Genomic DNA, 23,132 nt, shown 5'->3' with positions numbered 1-23,132 from the left:
CACGGTAGGACGGACGCCGCCTCCGTGCATCCCGCACCGTCTCGACGAGTCATCGAGAATTTTCTCGGCCGGCGGCAACCTGCGGGGCTCGGATCGCATGTACCCGGATGTAAGCAAACACCATCACCATCAGGGAGCTCGAAAATGTCCGCACGTCACGGTCTGCTGCCCGTCGCCGCCATCGCCCTCGGGCTCACCGCCTGCGGTTCGACGTCGGCTTCCGCTCCAATCTCGACTACCCCGCCCCCGGCGGCTCCCGCCTCCGCCGTGGCAGCTCCGGCCTCGGCTGCTCCGGCGGAGCGTGCTCCCGCCTCGGCGCGCCCCGCCGGCACCGAGTCGCCGGCCGGAGCCGGGGCCGGGAAGTGCCCCTCGGCCAAGACCCTCGAGCGGCTCGTGGACCTGCCGAAGGGCTGGCACTTCGTCCCGTCGAGTGTGGAGTGCTGGAAGGGTTGGGCGACGGCCGACCCCGAGGGTCCGAGCGTCGGCGACGGCGTCTACCTCTTCCGGTACGAGGCCGGCACGGGCTGGCGGTTCCACAGCGAGGGCAGCGGTTACCACTGCCGGGACCTCGGCATCCACGAGGATGCGCCGTTCTGCCAGTACCCCTGAGCTCGGCGACCGAGGGGGAGCGCGATGGTCCGCACCGCCTACGGTGTACGGCACGGGCAGCCGGAGGTGCCGACATCGCCGCCGCCTGGGCGAAATTCGGCGCATCGGGAGCAGGAGCCGAGGATGTCCAACTCCATAGACGACCTTTTTTGCGAGTTTGTTCGGACCCGGTCGCCCGCGCTGCTGCGGACGGCGTTCCTGCTGACCGGTGACCGCCACCTCGCCGAGGACCTGGTGCAGGATGCGCTGGCCCGTACCCATCGGGGCCGACATCGGCTGGATGACCCCGGCCATTTCGAGGCCTACACCCGTACGGCCATGTACCACCAGCACGTGAGCTGGTGGCGACGCCGCAAGGTGGCCGAGTCCCTCCCCGGCGACCTCACCGACGTGATTCAGCCGGGCAGTGACCACGCCCGCCGTACCGATCTCAAGCTCGCCCTGCATCAGGCCCTCGACCGGCTCACCCGGCGGCAACGTGCGGTGCTGGTGCTGCGCTTCTTCGAGGATCGCAGCGAGGCCGAGGCCGCGGACCTGCTGCAGTGCTCGGTCGGCACGATCAAGAGCCAGACCAGCAAGGCGCTGGCCCGCATCCGGGAGATGGCGCCCGAACTGCTTTCGGCCGTAATGGAGGAAGCCTGATGACCGACAACCTCGGGCCGCTGCGTCAGGCCATGTCCGATCTGGCCGAGCACGGTGGCAGCGCCGACATGTACGAGCGGTCCCTGCACCGGTCCCGGCAGGTGCAACGACGCGCCCGGGTCGCCACGGCCGCCACGGCCGGGGTGGCGGTGTTCGCCATCGGTGGTGCGGTCGCCCTCGCCACCGCCAACCGGCCGAATCCGCCGGCCCCGGTGGCGACCCAGGCACCGTCACCGAGCGTCGGTCCGACCTCGGCGGCGCCCAGCGTCGCACCGACTCCCGCGGCCCCCAGCAGGACACCGCAGTCACCGTCGCCGGACCCGTCCACCCGTACCAGTAATCGGCCTCGATATCCGGACTGCCCCTCCGCGAAGGCCCTGGAGAGGCTCGCCGACCTGCCGAAGGACTGGCATTTCGTTCCCTCACGCGTGCAGTGCTGGCGGAACTGGGCGACGGCCAGCCCGGAGGGTCCGACCGTCGGCGACGGCATCTACCTGTTCCAGTACAGGGCCGGCACGGGCTGGCGGTACCACAGCCAGGGCAGCGGATACCGCTGCGAGGACCTGGGGATCACTACCGGCAACCCACCGTTCTGCGAGATGGGTTAGCTGGACCAGCACGATCTGACGAAAGTCGATGTGACGGTCACGATGCGGACCGTGACGACCGGCGCCGGTCGGATCGGATCGGGCCGTCGATCTCAGCGCCGACGGCGGCTTCGGGTGTCCCGCTCGTTCAGTTCCTCGACCACCTGGCAGGCGTTGTACATGGGGTCGAGCCGGTCCGCGTGGATCGCGACGCGTTGCAGGAGCTCCTTGAAGGCCGACTCGTCTTTGCCGAGTACGCGGAGGATCTCGGCTTCGGCACCGGCCAGGGCTGCCTGCCGCTCCTGCCAGAGCGCCTTTCCGGCGTCGGTCGCGACCACCCGGCGGCTGCGCCGGTCGGCCGGGTCGGGTTGCCGGGAGACGAGTCCGGCGTCCTCCAGGTCGTCGATCAGGTAGGTGAGGACCGTCCGGTCGATGCCCAGCTGGGCGGCCATCGCCCCCTGGTTGGTGGCCAGGTTCTGGCTCGCCGAGGCGACGACCTGGTAGCCCCGGGGGCCGCCCGGCACGTCCTTGACGACCTCCTCTGCCGCACGGAGGTAGCGCCGCATGATCACCCCGAGCGCCCAGGCGAAGTCGTCCTTGAGCAACTCCGCCGCGAGCCGTCCGCTGCCGTCCCCGGGACTGGCGGCGGATGGTGCGGGAGCTGCGGCGTCGGGCACCTGACCAGCATACCCGCCGGAAAGATCATCGCTCCTGAGATGTTCTGTGAGACCGAAATATTTTTCAGGAGATAATATAAGTCACAGTTGTGCTGTTGTGTCGCTGGTCTGCGATTAGTTTGGTCGCGATCGCAGAACTTCTCTCGGAGGTAAGAGTGAGCCTCTTCCGACTCGACGCCAGCATCCGCGGCGAGCAGTCCGTCAGCCGGGCCGTCGCCGACACCGCCGAAGCGGCGTGGACCCGTACCCACCCGTCCGGGCTGGTCGTCCGACGCGACCTGTTCGCCTCGCCGGTCCCGGTCGACGCCTGGCCCGCGGCGGTGACCGCCGGATTCGTCCCGGCAGACGAACGCACCGAGGCCCAGGCCCGGGCCGTCGGCCTCGCCTCGACCTACGTCGACGAACTCGTCGCGGCCGACGCATACCTGCTCGCCGTGCCGCTCTACAACTACGGCGTCTCCCAGCACGTCAAGTCCTGGGTCGACCTGCTGCTCACCGACCGACGGCTCGCTCCGGGCCAGGAGTCGCCGCTGCGCGGCCGCCCGGCGGCACTGATCATCACCCGGGGCGGCGGCTACGGCCCGGGTACGCCCCGGGAGGGCTGGGACCACGCCACGCCGTACTACCGCCGCATCTTCGGCGACCTGCTCGGGCTGGACCTGCATCTCTGCGAGGTCGAGCTGACCCTGGCCGAGGTCATCCCGGCGATGGAGCCGCTGCGTGACCTGGCCCGGCAGCACCTCGAAGCGGGCCACGCCTCGGCCGACAAGCACGGCGAACTGCTGGCCCAGCACGCCCTCGACAAGGTGGCCTGACTGCCGCGCCGACCGGTACGCGTCCGGGGCGGCCGTCCGGCCCGCCCCGTACGCGTACCGCGGCCCGCTGCGTAGGCTTGCTGGTCGTGCTGATCCTGCTGCCTCCCTCCGAGGGGAAGACCGCGCCCCGCTCCGGTCGGCCGGTCGACCCGGACGCGCTGAGCCAGCCGGCGCTCGCTCCCGGCCGGGAACGCGTCCTCGACGCGCTCGTCACGCTCTGCTCCGTCCCGGACCGGGACCGGGCGCGGGAGGTGCTCGGGCTCAGCCCCGGGCAGGACGAGGAGGTGGACCGCAACGCCCGGCTGCGTACCGCCCCGGCCCAGCCGGCCGCCAAGGTCTACACCGGGGTGCTCTACGACGCGCTCGGCCTGGTTACCCTGCCCGGTCCGGCCCGGGCCCGGGCCCGGCGCTCCGTACTCGTCCTCTCCGGGCTCTGGGGGGTGCTCCGGACGGACGACCGGATCCCGGCGTACCGCTGCGCGATCGGGGTGAACCTGCCCGGGGTGGGCGGGCTGGCCGCGTACTGGCGCGGGCTGCTCGACCCGGTGCTCACCGAGGCGGCCGGCGGCGGGCCGGTGCTCGACCTCCGCTCCAGCGGATACGCGGCGACGTGGCGGCCCACCGGCCGGCTGGCCGAGCGCACCGTGACGGTCCGGGTGCTGCACGAGCAGGTGGTCGGCGGCGAGGTGCGGCGGTCCGTGGTGAGCCACTTCAACAAGGCCAGCAAGGGTCGCCTGGTCCGCGACCTGCTGCTGGCCGGCGCGGCGCCCCGGTCCACCGGCAGGTTGGTCGAGGCGCTGTGCGACCTGAAGTACACCGTCGAGGAGCGGTCGGTGGCCGTTGGCCGCCCCCGCCAGCTCGACCTGGTGGTCACCGAGCTGTGACGCCGGCCGGGACCTTCCGGCCGCGGAGCCGCCCGCCGGGCGACGGCGACCGGGCAGCCCGCCCCGGACCGGGAGACCTGTCGGTGGCCCGCGGACCGTACGAGGTCACCAGGACCGGCAGGTCGAGCAGCGCACCGATCGTCGTCGGCCAGTCGTCCGGCCGGAACAGCACCGCCGGCCGGGCCCGCCGCAGCAGGGCGGTCAGCTCGGCCTGGTGGGCCAGATTCCGCGCCGGCCCGGGAACCAGCCGGAACAGCGGCGCCCGGTCCACCTCGTAACCGGTACAGACCCGCAGCGCCGGCTCCCGGTCCGGCGCGTCGGCGTGGGTGACGGCCAGCGCGTCGACCCCGCCGCAGACCTGGACGGCGTACCGGTGCGCGACCGCGTCGAAGTGCCCGACCCGGAACGGGCCCTGCCAGGGTCCCGTGCCGTTGTGCGGCTCCGGCAGGCGCAGCGTCGGATCCTCGGTGACGAACGGCCCCGCCCCGTGCCGGGTGGTGTACGTCCGTACCACGCCGAGCCGCAGCGCCGACCGTTCCGCCTCGGCCAGCAGCGTCGCCGCGTTGTCGAAGGTCGTGGTCGACCAGGTGGTGTACGGGTGCCAGCCCCGCCACTCGTCCAACAGCACCCCCTGGGCGCCCTCGAAGACGCACGGCCCGTCGCGCAGCAGCCGCCGCCGGACGGCAATCCCGTCCACCACCTCGACCGCCTCGCCGAACGCCCGGAATGCCGCCAGTACGTCGTCGACCGGCGGAGCCCCGCCCGGCGCGGCGTCGAGCGGACCGAGTTCGTCGGTGAGCCGGTCGCGCAGCCGGGTGAGCCGCCGGCGCAGGCGTACCGGGTCACCGGCGTCCGCCGCCCGTGGGGCGTCGGGGTGCTGTTGGGCGTACCGGATGGTTTCGCCGACCCCGACCCCGCACGAACCGTGCCGGTCGGCGCCGCGCCGCAGCTCCCGGAGCTGGTTCGCGGCGCGGTGCCACGGGGTGGCCAGCAGCGCGTCGCCGTCGACGGTCAGCAGCCCGAACGGATCCGGTACCCCCGACCGGGCCAGCGCCGCCGCCTCGGCCGCCAGGGCCAGCGGGTCGACCACGACGAACCGCGACAGGTGGGTGGGCACGCCGCGCAGCGTGCCGGAGCCGAACTGGGCGAAGGTGTGGTGCCGCCCGTCCGGCGCCACCACGTTGTGCGCGGCCTGCGCGCCCCCGTTGAACCGGATCACCGCGGTGACCGGTGCCCGCGCGCAGAGCCAATCCACCGTGCTGCCCTTGCCCGCGTCCCCGTAGCCGAGGTCGACGACGACGGTGTGGTTCACAGCCGGAGGTTCCCGCCGGTGCCGTGGTCGAGGCCGGTCAGCGCGACCGAGCTGTCGACCGGGTCGCGGCGGATCGTGGCCAGCGCCCGGCCGACGCTGGCGCCGACCGCCGAGCCGACCTCGTCGAGATCCCGCAGCCCGGCGTCGAGGTCGATGGCCTGCTCGCCGAGCCCGACGGTGAGCGCGATGGTCTCGCAGACCGCGTCGAGGTCGTCGAGTTCCAGGACGTTCTGGCCGAGCAGCTTCCGCCAGGCGTTCAGGGTGCGGGGGTCGCCGGCGTAGTTGGACCCGCCCGGCAGGATGTAGTAGGTCTCGAAGCTGCGCCGCAGCTCGCGGACGATCTCGGTGACCGCGATCGGCTCGGTGAGCTGGTCCCCGATCACCCGGCGGACCTCCGCCGGCTTGACCCGGTCGTACGGCATCTCGTCGCCGATCAGGAAGAGATAGCCGGTCCGGCCGCGCCCGCGTACGCTGTCCAGCTCGGTGTGCCGGGCCATGAAGTACATCGCCAGCTCGTACGACTCGGTCTGCTGACCGCCGCCGCCGCCCTCCAGGACGATGTTGGCCAGTTGGTCGTCCATCCGGTTGTCCGACTCGAACTGGCCGATCTGCAACGGCACCCGGTCACAGGTGGCGTCGCCGACCGCCCCGAACAGGATCTGCGGATCCTGGGCGTAACCCTTGCGCCGCAGCAGCCCCAGCAGTTGCGGCAGCTTCGCCTGGAGTACCCGGGGCACGTTGCGCATCGACCCGGTGACGTCGAAGAGCACGGCGATCGGGGTCGAGTGCGGGTGTTCGTCGCTGTCCCGGCTCTCCCGGGCGGTCACCCGGTAGGGGCTGAGGTCGGGATGCGCGGTGCGGGCACCGCCGTCGCTGTAGGCGAACGGACTCGCCCCGGTGGCCGCGCGGTAGCTCGCGGCGGCCGAGTACACGTCGGTGGACCAGCGTCCACTCCCCATGGTGTGTCCCTTCGGTCGGGCCTGACGGGTCAGGCCGGCATGGCGAACGGTCGGAATCGGCGGGGGCCGTAGAGGTCGTACAGCAGGTCGTCGAGTTCGGCGAGGAGCCGCCAGGCGTCGTCGGGGCGCATCGTCGGGCGCTCCAGGCGGCAGCCGTCGGCGAACCGGCGCAGCGCGGGCGGCAGCCGCGGGCCGATCAGCCGGGCCATCAGCTCGGCGGCGGCGTAGATGTCGGTGGCCGGGGTGGCGGGCCGGCGGCCGGGCACCTCGGGCGGATAGGCGTCGCGGTGCCGGGCGACGAGCGCGGGTATCCGCTGGCCGGGCGGTACGGAGTAGCACCAGTCGACCAGGGCGAGGCCGTGCTCGGCAGGGTGGATCAGGACGTGCTCGGGGAGTACCGCGCCGTGCACGAGACCGGCCCGGTGTGCCCAGCCGAGCCCGACGAGCAGCCGGCGCCACATCCAGGCGGCGTCCCGCGGGTCGACCCCGCCGGGGTACCGGCGGGCCACCTCGGCGAGGCTGACGAACCCGTTCAGCCGTTCCAGCACCGGCCCGGTGCGCCGGATCCCGGTCGCCGGGTCCTCGTGACTGACGGTGTCCAGCAGTTCCGGGGCGTAGGGCCGGAACCGGTGTTCGCCACGGCGGCAGAGCCGGTCGAGGGCGTCGATCTCGGCGCGTGCCAGGTCGCCGTCGGCCGGGTCGCGGGGCAGTTTCAGCAGGCCGCGCAGCGGCCCGTCGGTGACCTCCCGGAGGGTGCCGATGTCGCCGCTGGCGAAGTCGGCGCCGACGGCCCAGCGGTGGCGCCGGGTCCGGATGACCAGGTTGGTCGCGGCCCAGAGTGCGCCGAGCCGGGCCAGGGCCGCCGTCGCGGTCGCGGTGCGTCCGGCCGGCGCGACGTCGGGGTGCAGGATCTTGACCAATCCGCGGTACGTCGTCGCGCCGTCGACGAATATCTCGGCCGGGGTTCGCGCCCGCTCGACCAGGGCGACCGCCTCGTCGAAGTCCATCCCGCCCTCCCCTTCCGGCCGGCTTGCGGGGCTGCTCCGCCGACCAGGCCGGGTGTGCCGGCAGCCGCCGTCGCGGCCCGGCGGTGCCGCCCGGTCGGGTCGGCGCCCCGCTGCGGAACCGTGCGGCTGTTTCACCGGACCTGCTCCTCCCGAGTGGGCCGGAGCAGGGCCGGATGCAGCAGCGTGGCGTCGCCGGCCCGGTAGAGCCGGGCCCGTGGCCCGCCCCGCTCGCCGCCCCGGCTGGTCGTCCCGCCGGTGCTCTCCACGAAGCCGGGCACCGACAGCACCTTGCGGTGGAAGTTGCCGGGGTGCAGCGGCTCGCCCCAGACCGCGGTGTAGACGGCGCGCAGCTCCCCGATCGTGAACTCCGGCCCGAGAAACGCCGTGCCCAGCGGGGTGTACTCCAGCTTGGCGCGGGCCCGTTCCAGTCCGTCGGCGAGCACGATGTCGTGGTCGAAGGCCAGGTCCCGAACGTCGTCGACGGGCCGCCACGCGGCGCTGGCGGCATCGCCGCCGGCCAGGGGGTCCGGCAGGCTCGGCGCGAACCCGAGGTATGCCACTGACATCACCCGCATCCGCGGGTCTCGCCCCGGGTCGCCGTAGGTGCGCAACTGTTCGAGGTGGACCCTGGCCAGGGCCGCCTCGCCGGGGCGCAACCCGGTCTCCTCGGCCAGCTCGCGGCGGGCCGCCTCGGCCAGCGTCTCGTCCCGGACGAACCCGCCCGGCAGGGCCAACCGCCCTCGGTAGGGGTGTTCGGCCCGCTCGACGAGCAGCACGTGCAGCGCACCGTCCCGGATGGTCAGCACCACGATGTCGACGGTGACCGCGACCGGGGGAAACGCCGTCGGGTCGTAGCCGGCCAGGAACGTGGACTCCGCGCGCATCGTCGCCCCCCAAGTTATTCTCAGACTGAGTCTTTCTCACTTCGAGAAGAAGGTACCGCGCGGCGGTCGCCGGTTCAACCCCCTTTCCCATGGCCATCCGCGGGGCGACTCGACCGGACGGATTGGCTAGGATCGGCCCGCCACCCGCACTACTCCTGCTCGCCGTTCGCAGTCCTCGAACCCCCAGAACCCGGGAGCGCCCGTGACCGATCAGGACCCGATCTCGTCCGGGATCGACACCTCGCAGATGAGTCACGCCCGCGCCTACGACTACGTGCTCGGCGGCAAGGACAACTTCGCGGTGGACCGGGAGGCGGCCAGGCAGGTCATCGCACTCGCCCCGGATCTGCCCGCCCTCGGGAAGGCACAGCGGAAATTCCTGCTCCGGGTCACCCAGATGTGCGCCAACGCCGGCATCAGGCAGTTCCTCGACGTCGGCGCCGGCATTCCCACCGCGCCGAACGTGCACGAGACCGCCCGAGCCATCATCCCGGACGCCCGGGTGATCTATGTGGACAGCGACCCGATCGTCTTCATCCACAACCGGGCCCTGCTGGCCACCGACGAGAACGTGGCCTCGATCCAGGCCGACGTCCGCCGGCCGGACGCGCTCCTCGACGACCCGCAGGTACAGCGGCTGATCAACTTCGATGAACCGGTGCTGCTGCTCTTCATCGGCCTGTTTCACCTGGTCACCGACGCCGAGGATCCGGCGACGCTGATCGCGCGGTTCCGCGACCGACTGGCCCCGGGCAGCTACGTCTGCATCTCGCAGTTCTGCCTCGACGGCAGCGACCCGGCGGCCAGGGCGAAGCTGGAGGAGATCTCGGTGAACTCCCCCGCGCCGATGACGTTCCGGCGCCGGGATGACATCGAGCGGTTCTTCGACGGCTTCGAGTTGCTCCCGCCCGGCGTCGTCGACATCCAGGACTGGTGGCCGGACGAGAAGTCCCCGCCGACCATGCTCAAGGTCGCCGCCGGGGTCGCCCGGAAGCTGGCACCGACGACCACGCGGCTTTGACCACGGGATGACGGGCATCACCGCTCGGCGGCGGAACGGTCGGAATGCAGATCAGGCAGCGGTCACGGCGGCGGTGCCGGGCCGCTGCGTCACGAACGAGCCACGGTAGGTGCCCGGGGCGAGGTGGATGCGCTGGCCGGGTGTAGCGGCCGCGAGAACTTGATCCGCAATGGGTCAAACAATTGATCATTATCGCGTCGGGAAATCGATACCCTTTCTCTCCGCGGCCCTGTATGTGTACTTCAGGCTGCGTATTTTCTGTTGCCGGCCGCTGTGTCAACCTACGAAAGACACGGGGGCGGAGAGGGCGATGACCAACGGGGTGGAATTCGGGCTGCTCGGGCCCATCGACGTGCGGGTGGCGGGCCGGTCGGTGCCGGTCCGGTCGCCGAAGTGCCGGGTGTTGCTGGCGACGCTGCTGCTCGAACCGGGCCGACTCGTCTCGGTTGGACGGCTGACCGAGGCGATCTGGGACACCGCGCAGCCGGACAACCCCCGGCGGACCGCACAGCTGCACGTCACCCGACTGCGCGCGCTGTTCGACAAGGCAGGCCTGCCACCGCTGATCGCCACCGGTTCCGACGGCTACCTGATCGAGGTCGGCACCGATGTGGTGGACCTCGGGCGGTTCCGGCACTGGTTGCTGGCAGCCGACCGGGCGGCCCAGCGGTCCGATCTGGAGGGTGAGTCGACCGCGCTGCGCGCGGCGCTGCGACAGTGGCGCGGTGACGCGCTCTCCGACGTACCCTCCGAACTGCTGCACCGGGAAAGCGTCCCCGGCCTGTGTGAACAGCGACTCCGCACGCTGGAGCGGCGGATCGACGCGGACCTCCGGCTCGGCCGGCACGCCGAACTCGTCGAGGAACTACGCGGGCTGACCGCCCGGGACCGGTTGCGGGAGCGGCTGTGGCTGCAACTGGTCACCGCACTGCACCGCAGCGGGCGCCGGGCGGAGGCACTGGACGCCTACCACGAGGGTTGCCGGCACCTGGCCGAGGAACTCGGACTCGATCCGGGCGAGGATCTCCAGCGGCTGCACGCGCAGGTGCTCGGCTGCAGCCCGACCGCACCCGGCGACGGGGTGCGGCTGCCGCCGGTGCCCCGGCAGCTGCCGCCGGAGGTCTCCGGCTTCACCGGCCGGGCCGCCGAGGTGGAGCGGCTGCACACCCTGCTGGACCGCCGCGACCTCCGCCCCGGAGGCGCGCCCGGCGTCGTGGTCCTGATCGGCACGGCCGGGGTCGGGAAGACCTCGCTGGCGCTGCACTGGTCCCGACGGATCGCCGAGCACTTCCCGGACGGCCAGCTCTGGGTGAACCTGCGCGGCTACGACGACCGGGCGAAGGTGACCCCGCAGCACGCGTTGACGCTGTTCCTGCGCGCGCTCGGGCTGCCCGCCGCGCAGATCCCCGCCGATCTGGACGGGCAGACCGGACTGTACCGGTCCCTGACGGACGGTCGCCGGATGCTGGTGGTACTGGACAACGCCGGCGACACCGAGCAGGTCCGGCCGCTGCTGCCCGGCGGAACCGGGTGCCTCGTGCTGGTCACCAGCCGCAGCGAGCTGTCCGCGCTGATCGTGACGGAGGGAGCCCGGGCGGTACGGCTCGAACCGTTCACCGCGGACCAGGCCCGGCAGATGCTCGGCTCCCGGCTCGGTCAGGCGCGGGTCGACGCCGAACCCGAGGCGGTGCGCCGGATCGTCGACGCGTGCGGCCGACTACCGCTGGCGCTGGCCATCGTCGCCGCCCGGGCCGCCGCCCGTCCCGCCTTTCCACTCGCGGCACTGGACCGGCAACTCGCGGACGCCGGGCACGGGCTGGACGGGTTCGCCGTCCCGGACACCGCCGTCGACGTACGGGCGGTCTTCTCGTGGTCGTACCGCACTCTCAGCACACCGGCCGCCCGGCTGTTCCGGCGACTCGGCCTGCACCCCACACCAGAGCTGTCCGCCCCGGCGGCCGCGACCCTGGTGGGGGCCACCGAGCCGCAGAACCGGGTCCTGCTCGACGAACTCGCCGCCGCGCACCTGGTCAGCGAGCATGTCCCGGGGCGGTTCGCGGTGCACGACCTGCTGCACGCGTACGCCGCCGAACTCACCGCCGATCAGGACACGTCACAGCTGCGGATCGCCGGCCAGCGCCGGCTCGTCGACTGGTTGACCCGCAGCGCCCTGCAAGCCCGGCCGCTGCTCCAGCCGAGTGAATCCGAGGTGACGGTGCCGGAACCGGCCCGGGACGTCACGCCGCTGACCTTCTCCGGCGAGCGCCAGGCCCGGGAGTGGTACGAGATTGAGCGGCACAATCTGATCGCCGCCGTGGAACTGGCGCAGGTCCGCGGCTTCGACGACCTCTGCTGGCGCCTCGCCTACGCCACCTGGGTCCACCTGCACCTGACCCGCGCCTGGGATGACCTGATCCGCACCCACCGGGCCGGATTGCGCGCGGCCGAGCGGACCGGTGACCGGATCGGCCAGGCGCACATGCTCAGCGGGATCGGCACCGCCTATCGGTCGACTCGACAGACCGGGCTGGCGGTGCAGACCCACCAGCGGGCGCTGGAGATCTTCCGGGAGGTGGCCGACCCGGCGGGCATCGCGACGGTGCTGAGCAACCTCGGCGCCGCGTACCGGGACACCGGTGAACACCACCGCTCGCTGCGGTGCAGCCGGCAGGCGTACGCGCTGGAACGGGCGCACGGCGAGCTCGGAAACATGTCGATCTCGCTGTACCAGATTGCCCGGACGCTGACCGTCGCCGGGCGACCCGCCGAGGCGGTACCGGTGATCACCGAGTCGCTGGAGATCTTCCGGTCGCTCGGTCATCGACGGGGGGAGGCCCGCGCGCTGCAGGCCGCCGCGACCGCGCACGGCCGGCTGGGCCGGCACGGCGCGGCGATCGAGCACTACCGGCGGGCCGTCGAGATCTACCGGGACCTCGGCGACCGCTGGTACCAGGCCGCCACCCTGGGTCGGCTCGGCGACGCCCTGCACGCGGCCGGACGCCGCCAGGATGCCCGGGCGGTGTGGCGACAGGCCCTCGCCGGCTACGAGGAACTCGGTGCGCCGGACGCGGCGGTCCTGCGCGACAAGCTCCGGGAGTGACCGCCGCGCCGGGCCGGAAGGCGCCCGTCAGCGCAGCTGCCGGAAGAACTCCCGGACGTCGGCGACCAGTAGCTCCGGTGCCTCCATCGCCAGGAAGTGCCCGCCCCGGTCGAGTTCGGTCCAGCGTACGACGTGGTGGTCCCGCTCCGCCCAACGCCGGATGGTGACATCGTGGGTGGAGACCAGGACTCCGGTCGGCACGGTACCCCGCGCCGGTGCTGCCCAGCCCTCGGCGCCGGAGCCGGCGCTCCAGTCGGCAGCGTCGTCGGCGCTCCCGTCGACAGCGCTCCCGTCCTCGGCGCTCCCGTCCTCGGCGCTCCCGTCGACAGCGCTCCAGTCGCCCGCCGAGATCGCCTCGTAGTAGACCTGCGCGGCCGAGCCGGCGGTGCCGGTCAGCCAGTAGAGGCTGACCTCGGTCAACATCCGGTCCCGATCGATGCTCTGCTCCGGCAGGCCGTCCGCTGGATCGGTGAGCTCCTTGAACTTCTCCACGATCCAGGCGAGCTGGCCGACCGGCGAGTCGTGCAGCGCGTACGTCACCGTCTGCGGGCGCTTGGAGTTGCACTGCAGGTACCCGTCGTTGAAGTCCTGCATCGCCTGCCAACGGCGCTGCTCGACCTCGGTGAGCCCGTCCATCTCCCCGTCGACACCGGCCGGAAAGGTGAGCAGGGCGTTGACGTGCAGCCCGATCACCCGGTCAGGGTGCAGCCGGGCAAGCTCGGGACCGACCCAGGCGCCGGTGTCGTAGCCCTGGACGCCATATTGCTGGTAGCCGAGTCGGGACATCAGCTCGGCGATCACCCCGGCCATCCGGGCCGGACTCATTCCCGGGCCGGCCAGCGGGGTCGAGAAGCCGAACCCGGGCAACGACGGTATGACCAGGTGGAACGCGTCGGTCACATCGGCACCGTGGGAACGCGGCTGGGTCAGCGGCCCGATCACGTCGAGGAAATCCACGACCGAACCCGGCCAGCCGTGCAGCAGAACCAGCGGGGTGGCGTCCGGCTCGGGTGAGCGTACGTGCAGGAAGTGCAGGTTCTGCCCGTCCACGTCGCTGACGCACTGCGGGTACGCGTTCAGCGCCGCCTCGTGTGCCCGCCAGTCGTACGTCGTCCGCCAGTACTCCGCGAGCTCTCGCAGGTACCCCAGCGGTACGCCCCGACTCCAGCCGACCCCGGGGAGTTCGTCCGGCCAGCGCGTGTTGGCCAGCCTCGCACGCAGGTCGTCGAGCTTCTCCTCGGCGATGTCGATGTGGAAAGGGCGGATATGGTGTGCGGTGTTGGTCATGGGGCCACGGTAGGCAGTACTGCGGTCAGTTCCTGGCCGGAATTCCAGCTCGACGCCGCCGGGTGGGCCGGTCCGGAGATCCGGGTGACCCACCCGGCGGCCGTCCCGCTGGGAGGGTCAGGCCGCTCCGCCGGTCCGACCGTAGCCCCAGGGGTCGGTGGTGCCGGACGGCCGGGTGTTGCCGGAGGAGTCGGCGTCGCCGGACGGATCGCTGCTCTCGGACGACCCGGCGCCGTCCGACGACCCGGTGCTCTCGGACGACCCGGCACCGTCCGACGACCCGGCGCTCTCGGACGACCCGGCACCGTCCGACGACCCGGCGCTCTCGGACGACCCGGCACCGTCCGACGACCCGGCGCTCTCGGACGATCCGGCGCCGTCCGACGGCCCGGTGCTGCTGGTCAGCTCGGCCGTGGTGGTGGCCGGCGTGCTGGCCGGCTCGCTGGCCTCCTGCGCCGCCCAGGAGGCCGTCGCCGGGGCGTGCGTCGACTCGGCAGACACCGGCGGGCTCGGCTGCGTCCGGTCGTCGCCCGACTCGGCGGACACCGGCACGCCGGCCTGCACCGGCTCGGTGGACGCCGCCGCCCGGCTGGGCTCCTCGTCCTCTACGGACCCGCCCTTCTCGTCGTCGTCTTCTCCTCCTCCTTCTTCCTCGTCTTCTTCCTCCTCGTCCTCCTCCTCGTCCTCCTCCTCGTCTTCTTCCTCGTCATCGTTCTCGTCGTCGGCGCTGGCGGCGGCCGGGTCCCGCCAGGAGAACTCGATCTCGACGGAGATCTCCGCGCCGTCGCGCTCGATCTCCAGTTCGCAGTCGACCTGCTCGGCGACGGTGACCGCGCCGGCGGCACCAAAGAAGATCTTTCCATCGGATTCGAGCTGGTTCGCCAGATGACGCAGCCAGCCGGCCAGGTCCGCGCGCGGCACCGTACGCTCGTCCTCGTAGATTTCCATGGCGGCCATGCTCGCACTCCATACCGGGGTCAGCCACGCCTGGGTGGGCCGTGCGGGGCGGCTACGGTGCCGGTTCGCCGCGGAGGAACGACACTCCGGACATCGGCGCCGGAAAGTCGGCCAGGCAGGCCTACCGGACGCCCCGCGACACGGGGAATCGCTCCGGGCTGGGCGACGGTGTTCGTGGTAGGCAGTGGCCGGGACCGCGACCAGACGATTACCCCCGCGGGCCGGTGGCGTGCGCGCCAGGTGGGAGACGAGAGTATGACGGATCAGCGGATCGGCTTGGTGGTGCACGAGGGCCGGGCGGCGGCGGTCGAGGCGGCCGGAACCGTCCGGCGCTGGGCGGCCGACCACTCGATCGGGGTCAGCGACATCGACGTCTGGGAGCCGTCCTGGGGGCAGCGGCAGCGCCGCAACGCGGGTGACGAGGCCGAGGCCGCCGGCCATCCGGCGCTGGTGGTGACGATCGGCGGGGACGGGACCTTCCTGCGAGGCGCTCGGATCGCCGCCAAGGACGGCGTACCGGTGCTCGGCATCAACGTCGGCCGGGTGGGCTTCCTCACCGAGATCGAGCCCACCGAGATCGACACCGCGCTGGACGCGTTCTTCTCCGGCCGGGTCCAGCTCGACGAGCGGCTGATGCTGACGCTCTGCGCCTCGCGACCGCTGGAGATCCCCGGTGGGATGGCGGCGCTGCTGCGCTACGGGCGCGGGCCGCTACTGCCGCCGCCCCCGCCGCTGCCCCGTACCGCCGAACCGGTCGACCAGCCGGGCGTGGCGCTGGACGTCACCGCGTTGAACGACATCGTCTTCGAGAAGCTGGCCCGCGACCGACAGGCCAGCCTCGGGGTGTACCTGGATCAGACGCTCTTCGCGTCCTACTCCGCCGACGCCCTCGTGGTGGCCAGCCCGACCGGCTCCACCGCCTACAACTTCGCCGCCGGCGGCCCGATCCTCTCCCCCCGGCTCGCCGCGCTGGTCTTCACCCCGGTCGCCCCACACATGGTCTTCAACCGCAGCCTGGTGATCGCCGCCGAGGAGGCGGTGACGGTACGCGCCCTCGACCAGTCCGGGCAGGTGGCGGTCAGCGTGGACGGGCAGTTGCGCGGCGTACTCGATCCCGGGGACTGGGTGACGGTGCTGCCGGCGCGCGAACCGGCCCACCTGGTCCGGCTGCGCCCGTCCCGGTTCTACTCCCGATTGCGGGAACGGTTCTCCCTCGCCGACGCGCCTGCGGCGGTGGCCGACAGCCGGTGGCCCGACCAGGCCGGCGGCTGAGCGCCCGGCCGGCCGACGAGGGCCGGCCGGTGACTACGCGGGCTGCCGCTGACTAGTAGCGGGTGGGGTCGCCGCCGTTCGGGCTGTACACGGGCGGCGCGTGCCCGTGTTGCGGGTGGTGCGGTGGCTGCTGCGGCTCGAACATGTGCACGGGCGGCTCGGGCGGCTCGAACATCTTCACCGCCGGCTCCGCCCGCTCCGGCGGCTCGAACATGTTCACCGCGGGCTCTGCCTTGTCCTGCGGCTCGAACATGTTCACCGCCGGCTCCGGCTGCTCGGGTGACTCGCGCAGCTCGGGCGGCTCGCGCAGCTCGGGTGACTCGCGCGGCTCGGGTGGCTCGCGCAGCTCGGGCTGCTCCGGCTGCTCGATCGGTTCCGCGAGCACCTCGGCCGGCCCTCGGTCGGCCTCCTGGCGCACGGCCACCATCTGGTACTCGCCGGTCTCGCCGCTGATCGCCGCTGCCGCCATCACCGCGGCGGCGGCCCGGTCGGCCAGCCGCTTCGCCTCACGCCGCGTCCGGGCGCGTACCTCGGCCGCCTGCCGCTCGGCCTGCTCCGCCGCCCGCCGGGCCTCGTCCAGCCGGTTGAGTTCGGCGGTCAGGTCCTGGCGCACCTCGCCGAGCCGCTGCTGCAACTGGGCGAACTCCTGTTCTGCGGCAACCCCCTCCTGGCGGGCCTGCGCCAGGCGCTGCTGCGCGGTTTCCTGCGCGGCCTGCAACTGGCTGAGCGACTGCTGTCGCGTCTCGATCTCCTCCTGGAGGGCCGTCAGCTGCTGCTGCTGCGCGGTGGCCTGCTCGTCCGCCCGCCGCCGCAGTTCGGCGGCGTACTGCTGAGCCTCCGACCGCAGGTTCGCGTTCTCCTCCTCGACCTGCTTCTGTTGCCGGGTCAGCTCCGCCTCGGTGGTGTTGCGCAGCTCGGTCAGCTCCCGCTCCACGTTGGCCTGCCACTGGCCCAGCTCCTGCTGGGTACGCGCCCGGGCCGCCTCGATCTCCTGCTGGATCTGGTTGCGCGCCGTCTCCAGCATCGACTCGGCCTGTGCCTGGGCCCGCTCGGCCTGTTGGGCACTCCGCTCACGGACCTGCTGCGCGTCCTGCTCGGCCCGTTCCCGGCTGGCCTCGCCCTCGGCCACCAACTTCTCGGCCTGCTCCCGGGCGTCGGCGAGGAGCTGCTCCGCCTCGTTCTGGTGCTCGGTCGCCCGCTGGGCGGCGGCGTCGACGATCACCCCGGCCTGCTTCTCGGCCAGCGTCATGATCTGATCCACCATCGGACCGAGATCGCGGAACGACGCCCGGTCGACCTGTGGCGGACGGTCCCGCAGCTCGGTCAACTCGGTCTGCACCTGCTGGAGATGGACGGTCAGCCCCTGAATGTGGCTGAACGCCTGCTCGCGTTCGGACACCAGTTTCGAGAGCTCGTTGGCAGTCTGCGCCACGTACTGCTCCACCTGCCGCTTGTCGTAACCGCGCAGTGTGGTCTCGAAGCTGGGTCGCGAAGTCTTGTCCTCGTGCAGGTCGAATAGCTCCTGGCCTTGGGACATGCGCCATCCTCCATATGGTCGCGAGCCCGGTGCCGGCGTCCGGGGCACACGCCGCAGGGGTAGGGCTCAACCGGCGGATCATACACCTGAAGGCCACTGAGCGGGGTGGCCGGGACGATCAGTACCCGGCGTCCCAACCCTCCGGCGGGGCCGGGCCCGCGACCTGGCGCCGTCCCCGGCCCGCGGCCGACAATTCCCGGTGCGGTACGGGCAGCGGATGTCGGCGGGTTGGCGTTGGAATCGGTATGACTGACAGGCACAACCGTGAACGCTGATCTCGAACGCGAGTTCCGCGAGTTCATCGAGGCCCGGTCCCACACGTTGTTCCGCACCGCGCTCGCCCTCACCGGCCATCGCCAGCAGGCCGAGGACCTGTTGCAGACGGTGCTGGTCCGCGGGGTGCGGCACTGGGCCCGGATCCGCACCGGCGCCCCCGAGGCATACCTGCGGACGGCGCTCTACCGCGAGCATACGAGTTGGTGGCGCCGCATACGGCGACGTCCGGCCGAGGTGAGCGCGGAGCGGTTGCCGGAACCCGCCACCGCCGACGACACCGCTCGGGTCGACCTGCGGCTGGCGCTGCGGCAGGCATTGGCGCAACTGCCGGCCAAACGCCGCGCCGTGCTGGTGCTGCGCTACCTCGAGGACCGGCCGGACAGCGAGATCGCCAAGATCCTCGGCTGCTCCGAGTCGACCGTGCGCAGCCAGGCGGCCCGAGCCCTGACCCGACTCCGCGAGCTCTCCCCCGAGCTCAACCTCCAGCCGAAGGAAGAGCCCAACCTCCAGCCGAAGGAAGTTGTGAAGCGATGAACTCCCAGCTCACCGGAGCTATCCGGAATGTGTTCGAGGAACTCGCCGACTCGGCACCACCGCCGGACGGGCTGGCCGGGGCCACACTCGCCCGGGCCCGGCGGCAGCGGATCGCCCGGCTCGGCCTCGGGGGTGGACTGGCCGCCGTCCTCTGTGCCGCGATGGTCGGCGTGGTCGCCGCTATCGTGCCGGCCGGCGACGGAGCTCCCGACCAGGCAGCCGGCTACCGCCGTACCTCGGTGGTCACGTCCTACAGCGGGATACGGGACGTGCGGGTCAACGACCCGAGCCCGGCGTTCAACTATTCCCTGCTGTTGAACCCGACGACGGGCAGCTACGACCGGCTTCCCTACAGCTACGCCAGGCCAGATCCGGCCGGGGACCGAGTCCTGGTACGACGGGGTGACAACAGCGCCGCCCATCCGTCGCAGGTCGGCATCCTGAACCGGGCCAGCGGCGACGTGCGATGGATTCCCGACCCCGACCTCGAGGCGGCCAACGTCTGGGGTTACACCGACATGGGGAGCTGGTCACCGGACGGTCGGCAGCTTCTCTTCACCTATCGGCCCCGCTTCGGCGACCAGAACGGATTCCTGCTGGTCGACGCGGCGACGCTGCGGACCCGTCTGGTGGCGCTGCCGGACGTCGCGACCGACAACGCGCAGGGCCTGGGCCTGATCTGGAAGCCCGACGGTACCGGACTCGCCATGACCGTCAGCCACAGTGCCGGCGAGGCCGTGCCGGACCAGGTCACCGAGATCCGCTTTTACGACCTGAACGGGCGGCGAGTGGGTTCCGTCCCGGCGAGCGCATCGCTGGTGGACGCCACCGGAATCTCCCCGGACGGCAGCCGGCTGGCGTTGGTGGATCGGAGCCGCAGAGCTTCGGTGGTGACGATCGCCGACGCGGCGACCGGGGCCCTGCAGGCAACCGTCGACCCCGGCCGACCGGCCCAGCTGATCGGCTGGGTAGGCGACGACCACCTGCTGGTCCGGGTCTACGGCGACTCCGCCCCGGAGGGCGCGGAGCAACGGGACCTACTACAGGTGCTGGACCTGACCGGGCAGGTCGTCCGGGAGATCGTTCCGGTGGACGACGAGCCCCAGCAGACGTTCATCGGCTCGGCGGACCCTCTGCCGCCCGGTAAGGATGATCTGACCTTCTGACCACTACACCGGGGACCGCATCCCGCGAGGGCGGGGCAACGACGCCCTGTCGGACGATCGACCGCTCACCGGCGGCGCGGACGAATCCGCGCCGCCGGTTCGTCCCCTCGGCAATCGGCCGGTACGGCGTCGCCGGACCGGCGGCCGGACCGCGCGACTGCGGCGGCAGCCTGGCGCACCGGTACGTGACGAACAAGGACGAACTGCCCGACGCCGAGTTCACCGTCCGGCCGCCGACCACCCCCAACCGGTACCGAGACACCGGTCCCCCGGCGGCACGCTTCGGAGCCGGTAACCCGGGAATACCCGCCCGATGCTGGGATTCCTCCCCGCCACGCCCTGGCCGCTCGGACCGAGCGTCGGCGTCTTCGCCGTCGCCGGACTGATCACGATCCTCGGCAGCATCCGACTCGTCGCCCTGGGCGACGCCCTGGCCGACCGGACCGGCTGGGGCGAGGCCGTCTTCGGGGTGGTCTTCTTCGGCGTCGCGACCGGACTCTCCGGAATCGTGATGACCGCCGTCACGGCGGCCGGTAACCATCCCCAACTCGGCTACAGCAACGCGGTCGGCGGGATCGCCGCCCAGACCACCGCGGTCGCGGTCGCCGACGCCTTCCACCGCCGGGTCAACCTCGAACACGCCGCCGCCTCCTCGTCGAACCTGCTCTTCGGCTGTCTGCTGATCGCCCTGCTGGCCCTCGCCCTGCTGGGCAGTTACAGCCCGAACGTCACCATCGGCGGCGTCCATCCGATCTCGGTGGTGATCGTCGCCTGCTACCTCGGCGGGCTCCGGCTGATCCGGACCGCCGGCACCAGACCGATGTGGCAGGCCGTCGGCACCAAGGAGACGCAACCTGACGTACCGCAGGACCACGGTGCGCTCGACAGGCAGCGCATGGGCACGCTATGGGGGCGGTTTGCGCTGGTCGGAGTCGTCGTCGCGGCCAGCGGCTGGGCGGTGTCGCTGGCCGCCGAGAGCGTGGTCGAGACCACCGGCCTCACCACCGGATTCACCGGTGGTGTCCTGCTCGGCATCGTGAACGGGCTGCCGGAGACGGTCACCGCCATCGCCGCCGTGCGGCGCGGTGCGGTCACCCTCGCCATCGCCGCCGTCCTCGGCGGGAACATCCTTGACGTGATCACGCTGGTGGTCGGCGACATCGCGTACCGGCAGGGCTCCATCTATCACGCCGCCGGCAGCGAGGACCTCTTCATCACCACCAGCGGGCTGTTCATGACCGCGATCCTGCTCGCCGGGCTACTCGTCCGGCAGACCTGCGGCTGGGGGCGGCTCGGCTTCGAGGGCGTACTGCTGCTCGCCACCTACCTCGGGATGACCATCATCCTGGCCACCTGAGCCGTACCCGGCTCGGCCGGAGGATGCGGACGAAACATCGACAGCCTACGGTGGAACCGGCCGCGTTCACTACGGGAATCCTGGGGAGCCAGGTGACGAAGGAAGCCCCGCCGCCACACCGTGCATGGCCGGACGGACTCGACACCGGCGTGCCACACTCCGCCCGGATCTGGAACTACTGGATGGGTGGCAAGGACAACTTCGCCGCCGACCGCGAGGCCGGAGACGCCTACCGGCGACAGTTCCCGGGCATCGTGCCGCTGGCCAAGCAGTCCCGGCAGTTTCTGATCCGGGCAGTGCGCCACCTCGCGACCGAGGAGGGGGTCCGCAACTTCCTCGACATCGGCACCGGCCTGCCGGTCCTGGACAACACCCACCAGGTGGCCCAACGAGCCGCTCCGGAGTCCCGGGTCGTCTACGTCGACAACGACCCGCTCGTGCTGACGCACGCCCGCGCCCTGCTCAGCAACACCACTCCGGAGGGGGTCACCGACTACGTCGACGGAGACTTCCACGACCCTGACCAGATCGTCGCCGACGCCAAGAACATCCTGAACTTCACCCAGCCGATCGCGGTCATGTTCATGGGGGTACTCGGGCACGTCGCCGAGCACGACGAGGCACAGTCCATTGTGGCCCGGATGGTGGCGGCGGTGCCCAGCGGCAGCTACCTGGTGCTCTGGGACAGCACCAACACCACCGAGGGATTCGACGCGGCCCAGCAGGGCTACGACGACACCGGCGCCGTCCCGTACGTGTTACGCAGCCCGGAGCAGATCGAGCGCTGCTTCGACGGACTGACCCTGCTGGAGCCCGGCATCGTCTCCATCTCGCAGTGGCGATCGGACAGCGCTGACCCCGAACCGGTCGACGGGTACGGCGGCGTCGGACGCAAGCCCTGACGTCCGGGCTCGGCGATTCCGCTCCCGGGCACACCGGGCGTCGACGGCGCCGGCCCCCCTGACCGGTCCGCCGGCGCCCGCTCGGCTCCCCGGGCCGAAGGCGGTCAGGATGCGGTTCCGCAAGGGAGTCCATCCGCCAGACTCGCAGGGCATCGTGTACGGGGTCGCACCCGCGGCCACCGGCATCGGCACCGGCACCGGCATCGGCATCGGCATCGGCATCGGCATCGGCATCGGCATCGGCATCGGCACCGTGACAGAACCATGACAGGACCAGCATGGTTTCCGGACCGGGGCGATCCATCCTTGGCTCGTGCATCCGGTATCGCCGTACCCGTCCACGACACCGCTCCGGCCGGCGGGGCGGCACGACCGCCGGTCGGTGCCCGTCGACCGAGGGCCGGCCCGCCGGCTACGCCGCGCCGGGCTCGGGTACCTGCTCGCCTTCGTGCTGACCGCCGCCGGATCCGTCGGCACCGTCGCCGGTCAGTTCCTCGATGGCAGGCTGCTCCCGCCCCGGGCCGAGCGGGGCGGCGGGTACGAGCAGCCGACCGCCCTGGTCGAGCCGGCGAGGAGCGTACTGGCCTGGTTCGGCGATCCGGTCGTACTGGGTCTGCTGCTGGTCACCGTGCTGCTGCTCGCTGTGCTCGGCCGGCGACTCCGGGCAGGAGTGGCCGGTGTCGGCCTGGTCGGCGCCGCGGTGCTCGGGGCGAGCGTCGCCAAGCAGCTGATCCCGCGGCCGGACCTCGGGGTGGCCACCTCGACGACGCACAACAGTTTCCCCAGCGGTCACGTCGCCGCGGCGACGGCGCTGCTGCTCGCGGTCCTGCTGGTGGTCCCCGCACCGGCCCGCCCGTGGTGCGCCGTCCCGGGCACGGTGGGCGTCTGCACGGTCGCCGCCGCCACGATGATCGCGGGTTGGCACCGGTTCAGCGACGTGCTCGGCGGCGTGCTGCTGGCGGCGGCGCTGTTCTGCCTGGCCGCTGCCGTGCTGGCCCGGTCCGGCGCGGGTGCTGCCGCTCCGGCCGGTTGCGTCACCGGGCCGGTCACCGGGTTACCCGGCGGGGTGTCGCTGTTCGGGCTGTTCGGGCTGCTCGGGCTCGGGCTGTTGGTCGGCGTGCCGTCACTCACCCCGCACGCCACGCTCGGCGATACCCGCGGGCTCTTCGTGGCGATCGCGGCCGGAAGTGGGCTCGTCCTCCTGGTCGTCGCCACGATCCTGGTCCTGGTGCGTTCGGCGGATTTTGCCGGCCCCGTCCCCGGCTATCGGCCGGTAACGGAATCGGACAGTACGCCAGCCGAGGCCCGATCCGTGCCGAACACCATGATCGACAGGGCAACATGAGC

At 72.1% G+C, this 23,132-nt stretch carries 22 protein-coding genes; 14 read left to right on the top strand and 8 right to left on the bottom strand.

Annotation, left to right across the window (positions count from 1 at the left end):
• Nucleotides 1-144 precede the first annotated feature (144 nt).
• The 3 genes from ABNF97_RS22070 to ABNF97_RS22060 all read left to right on the top strand — a co-directional run bounded on the left by ABNF97_RS22070 (nt 145) and on the right by ABNF97_RS22060 (nt 1,859).
• Complete coding sequence (locus tag ABNF97_RS22070; protein WP_165436816.1) at nt 145-609, top strand: hypothetical protein; 465 nt, start codon at nt 145-147, stop codon at nt 607-609.
• Between the two features lie 123 nt (nt 610-732).
• Nucleotides 733-1,251 (top strand): SigE family RNA polymerase sigma factor, encoded by a 519-nt coding sequence (locus ABNF97_RS22065; protein WP_130463930.1) that lies wholly within the window; start codon nt 733-735, stop codon nt 1,249-1,251.
• A complete protein-coding gene (locus tag ABNF97_RS22060) occupies nt 1,251-1,859 on the top strand; it encodes a hypothetical protein (protein WP_130463931.1) in 609 nt (202 codons plus the stop codon). Before ABNF97_RS22065 ends, ABNF97_RS22060 begins: the two co-directional genes overlap by 1 nt.
• Nucleotides 1,860-1,951: 92 nt before the next feature.
• Here ABNF97_RS22060 and ABNF97_RS22055 read toward each other — a convergent pair whose 3' ends face one another.
• Nucleotides 1,952-2,515, bottom strand: coding sequence for a MarR family winged helix-turn-helix transcriptional regulator (locus ABNF97_RS22055; protein ID WP_349339644.1), 564 nt, complete (start codon nt 2,513-2,515; stop codon nt 1,952-1,954).
• 155 nt (nt 2,516-2,670) lie between these two features.
• On the opposite strand from ABNF97_RS22055, the gene ABNF97_RS22050 reads away from it, so the two are divergent.
• Nucleotides 2,671-3,330: an FMN-dependent NADH-azoreductase gene (locus tag ABNF97_RS22050; RefSeq protein WP_349339643.1), complete on the top strand. Its 660-nt coding sequence runs from the start codon at nt 2,671-2,673 to the stop codon at nt 3,328-3,330.
• An 86-nt stretch (nt 3,331-3,416) separates the two neighbouring features.
• Nucleotides 3,417-4,214: a peroxide stress protein YaaA gene (gene yaaA, locus ABNF97_RS22045; RefSeq protein ID WP_349339642.1), complete on the top strand. Its 798-nt coding sequence runs from the start codon at nt 3,417-3,419 to the stop codon at nt 4,212-4,214.
• Here the strand turns inward: yaaA and ABNF97_RS22040 are convergent.
• The 4 genes from ABNF97_RS22040 to ABNF97_RS22025 all read right to left on the bottom strand — a co-directional run bounded on the left by ABNF97_RS22040 (nt 4,201) and on the right by ABNF97_RS22025 (nt 8,376).
• On the bottom strand, nt 4,201-5,526 hold the full coding sequence (locus ABNF97_RS22040; protein WP_349339641.1) for an adenylosuccinate synthetase: 1,326 nt from the start codon (nt 5,524-5,526) through the stop codon (nt 4,201-4,203). The two genes, yaaA and ABNF97_RS22040, sit on opposite strands and share 14 nt — an antisense overlap.
• Nucleotides 5,523-6,485 (bottom strand): hypothetical protein, encoded by a 963-nt coding sequence (locus tag ABNF97_RS22035; RefSeq protein WP_349339640.1) that lies wholly within the window; start codon nt 6,483-6,485, stop codon nt 5,523-5,525. The genes ABNF97_RS22040 and ABNF97_RS22035 overlap by 4 nt, the downstream gene beginning before the upstream one ends.
• A gap of 29 nt (nt 6,486-6,514) precedes the next feature.
• Nucleotides 6,515-7,492, bottom strand: a complete 978-nt coding sequence (locus ABNF97_RS22030) for a protein kinase family protein (RefSeq protein WP_349339639.1) — start codon at nt 7,490-7,492, stop codon at nt 6,515-6,517.
• 131 nt (nt 7,493-7,623) lie between these two features.
• Nucleotides 7,624-8,376 (bottom strand): NUDIX domain-containing protein, encoded by a 753-nt coding sequence (locus ABNF97_RS22025; protein ID WP_130463937.1) that lies wholly within the window; start codon nt 8,374-8,376, stop codon nt 7,624-7,626.
• 202 nt (nt 8,377-8,578) lie between these two features.
• Between ABNF97_RS22025 and ABNF97_RS22020 the strand changes: the two genes are divergently transcribed.
• Complete coding sequence (locus ABNF97_RS22020) at nt 8,579-9,397, top strand: SAM-dependent methyltransferase (protein ID WP_130463938.1); 819 nt, start codon at nt 8,579-8,581, stop codon at nt 9,395-9,397.
• A gap of 310 nt (nt 9,398-9,707) precedes the next feature.
• On the top strand, nt 9,708-12,497 hold the full coding sequence (locus ABNF97_RS22015) for an AfsR/SARP family transcriptional regulator (RefSeq protein ID WP_349339638.1): 2,790 nt from the start codon (nt 9,708-9,710) through the stop codon (nt 12,495-12,497).
• A 27-nt stretch (nt 12,498-12,524) separates the two neighbouring features.
• Here ABNF97_RS22015 and ABNF97_RS22010 read toward each other — a convergent pair whose 3' ends face one another.
• Nucleotides 12,525-13,784: an epoxide hydrolase family protein gene (locus ABNF97_RS22010; protein WP_349339637.1), complete on the bottom strand. Its 1,260-nt coding sequence runs from the start codon at nt 13,782-13,784 to the stop codon at nt 12,525-12,527.
• A gap of 117 nt (nt 13,785-13,901) precedes the next feature.
• The gene (locus tag ABNF97_RS22005; RefSeq protein ID WP_349339636.1) at nt 13,902-14,741 is read right to left on the bottom strand and encodes an amphi-Trp domain-containing protein; all 840 of its coding nucleotides are present in this window, start codon (nt 14,739-14,741) and stop codon (nt 13,902-13,904) included.
• Nucleotides 14,742-14,996: 255 nt separating this feature from the next.
• Between ABNF97_RS22005 and ABNF97_RS22000 the strand changes: the two genes are divergently transcribed.
• Entirely contained in the window at nt 14,997-16,013 is a 1,017-nt protein-coding gene (locus tag ABNF97_RS22000; protein ID WP_130463942.1) for an NAD(+)/NADH kinase, read from the top strand.
• A gap of 52 nt (nt 16,014-16,065) precedes the next feature.
• Here the strand turns inward: ABNF97_RS22000 and ABNF97_RS21995 are convergent, their stop codons facing one another.
• The gene (locus ABNF97_RS21995) at nt 16,066-17,550 is read right to left on the bottom strand and encodes a DivIVA domain-containing protein (RefSeq protein WP_130463943.1); all 1,485 of its coding nucleotides are present in this window, start codon (nt 17,548-17,550) and stop codon (nt 16,066-16,068) included.
• A gap of 264 nt (nt 17,551-17,814) precedes the next feature.
• On the opposite strand from ABNF97_RS21995, the gene ABNF97_RS21990 reads away from it, so the two are divergent.
• The 6 genes from ABNF97_RS21990 to ABNF97_RS21965 all read left to right on the top strand — a co-directional run bounded on the left by ABNF97_RS21990 (nt 17,815) and on the right by ABNF97_RS21965 (nt 23,130).
• Complete coding sequence (locus ABNF97_RS21990; protein WP_130463944.1) at nt 17,815-18,360, top strand: SigE family RNA polymerase sigma factor; 546 nt, start codon at nt 17,815-17,817, stop codon at nt 18,358-18,360.
• Nucleotides 18,357-19,526 carry a TolB-like translocation protein gene (locus tag ABNF97_RS21985; protein ID WP_349339635.1) on the top strand — a complete coding sequence of 390 codons (1,170 nt, stop codon included), beginning with the start codon at nt 18,357-18,359 and terminating at the stop codon, nt 19,524-19,526. Before ABNF97_RS21990 ends, ABNF97_RS21985 begins: the two co-directional genes overlap by 4 nt.
• Before the next feature lie 313 nt (nt 19,527-19,839).
• Nucleotides 19,840-20,883, top strand: coding sequence for a calcium:cation antiporter family protein (locus ABNF97_RS21980; protein ID WP_130463946.1), 1,044 nt, complete (start codon nt 19,840-19,842; stop codon nt 20,881-20,883).
• A 92-nt stretch (nt 20,884-20,975) separates the two neighbouring features.
• Nucleotides 20,976-21,785, top strand: a complete 810-nt coding sequence (locus ABNF97_RS21975) for an SAM-dependent methyltransferase (protein ID WP_349339634.1) — start codon at nt 20,976-20,978, stop codon at nt 21,783-21,785.
• Between the two features lie 109 nt (nt 21,786-21,894).
• The gene (locus tag ABNF97_RS21970; RefSeq protein WP_349339633.1) at nt 21,895-22,053 is read left to right on the top strand and encodes a hypothetical protein; all 159 of its coding nucleotides are present in this window, start codon (nt 21,895-21,897) and stop codon (nt 22,051-22,053) included.
• A 114-nt stretch (nt 22,054-22,167) separates the two neighbouring features.
• Nucleotides 22,168-23,130, top strand: a complete 963-nt coding sequence (locus ABNF97_RS21965; RefSeq protein WP_349339632.1) for a phosphatase PAP2 family protein — start codon at nt 22,168-22,170, stop codon at nt 23,128-23,130.
• Nucleotides 23,131-23,132 lie beyond the last annotated feature (2 nt).

The sequence above is a fragment of the Plantactinospora sp. B6F1 genome (assembly GCF_040120695.1).
Lineage (GTDB): Bacteria > Actinomycetota > Actinomycetes > Mycobacteriales > Micromonosporaceae > Plantactinospora.
This window is presented reverse-complemented; position numbering and strand designations above follow the sequence as displayed.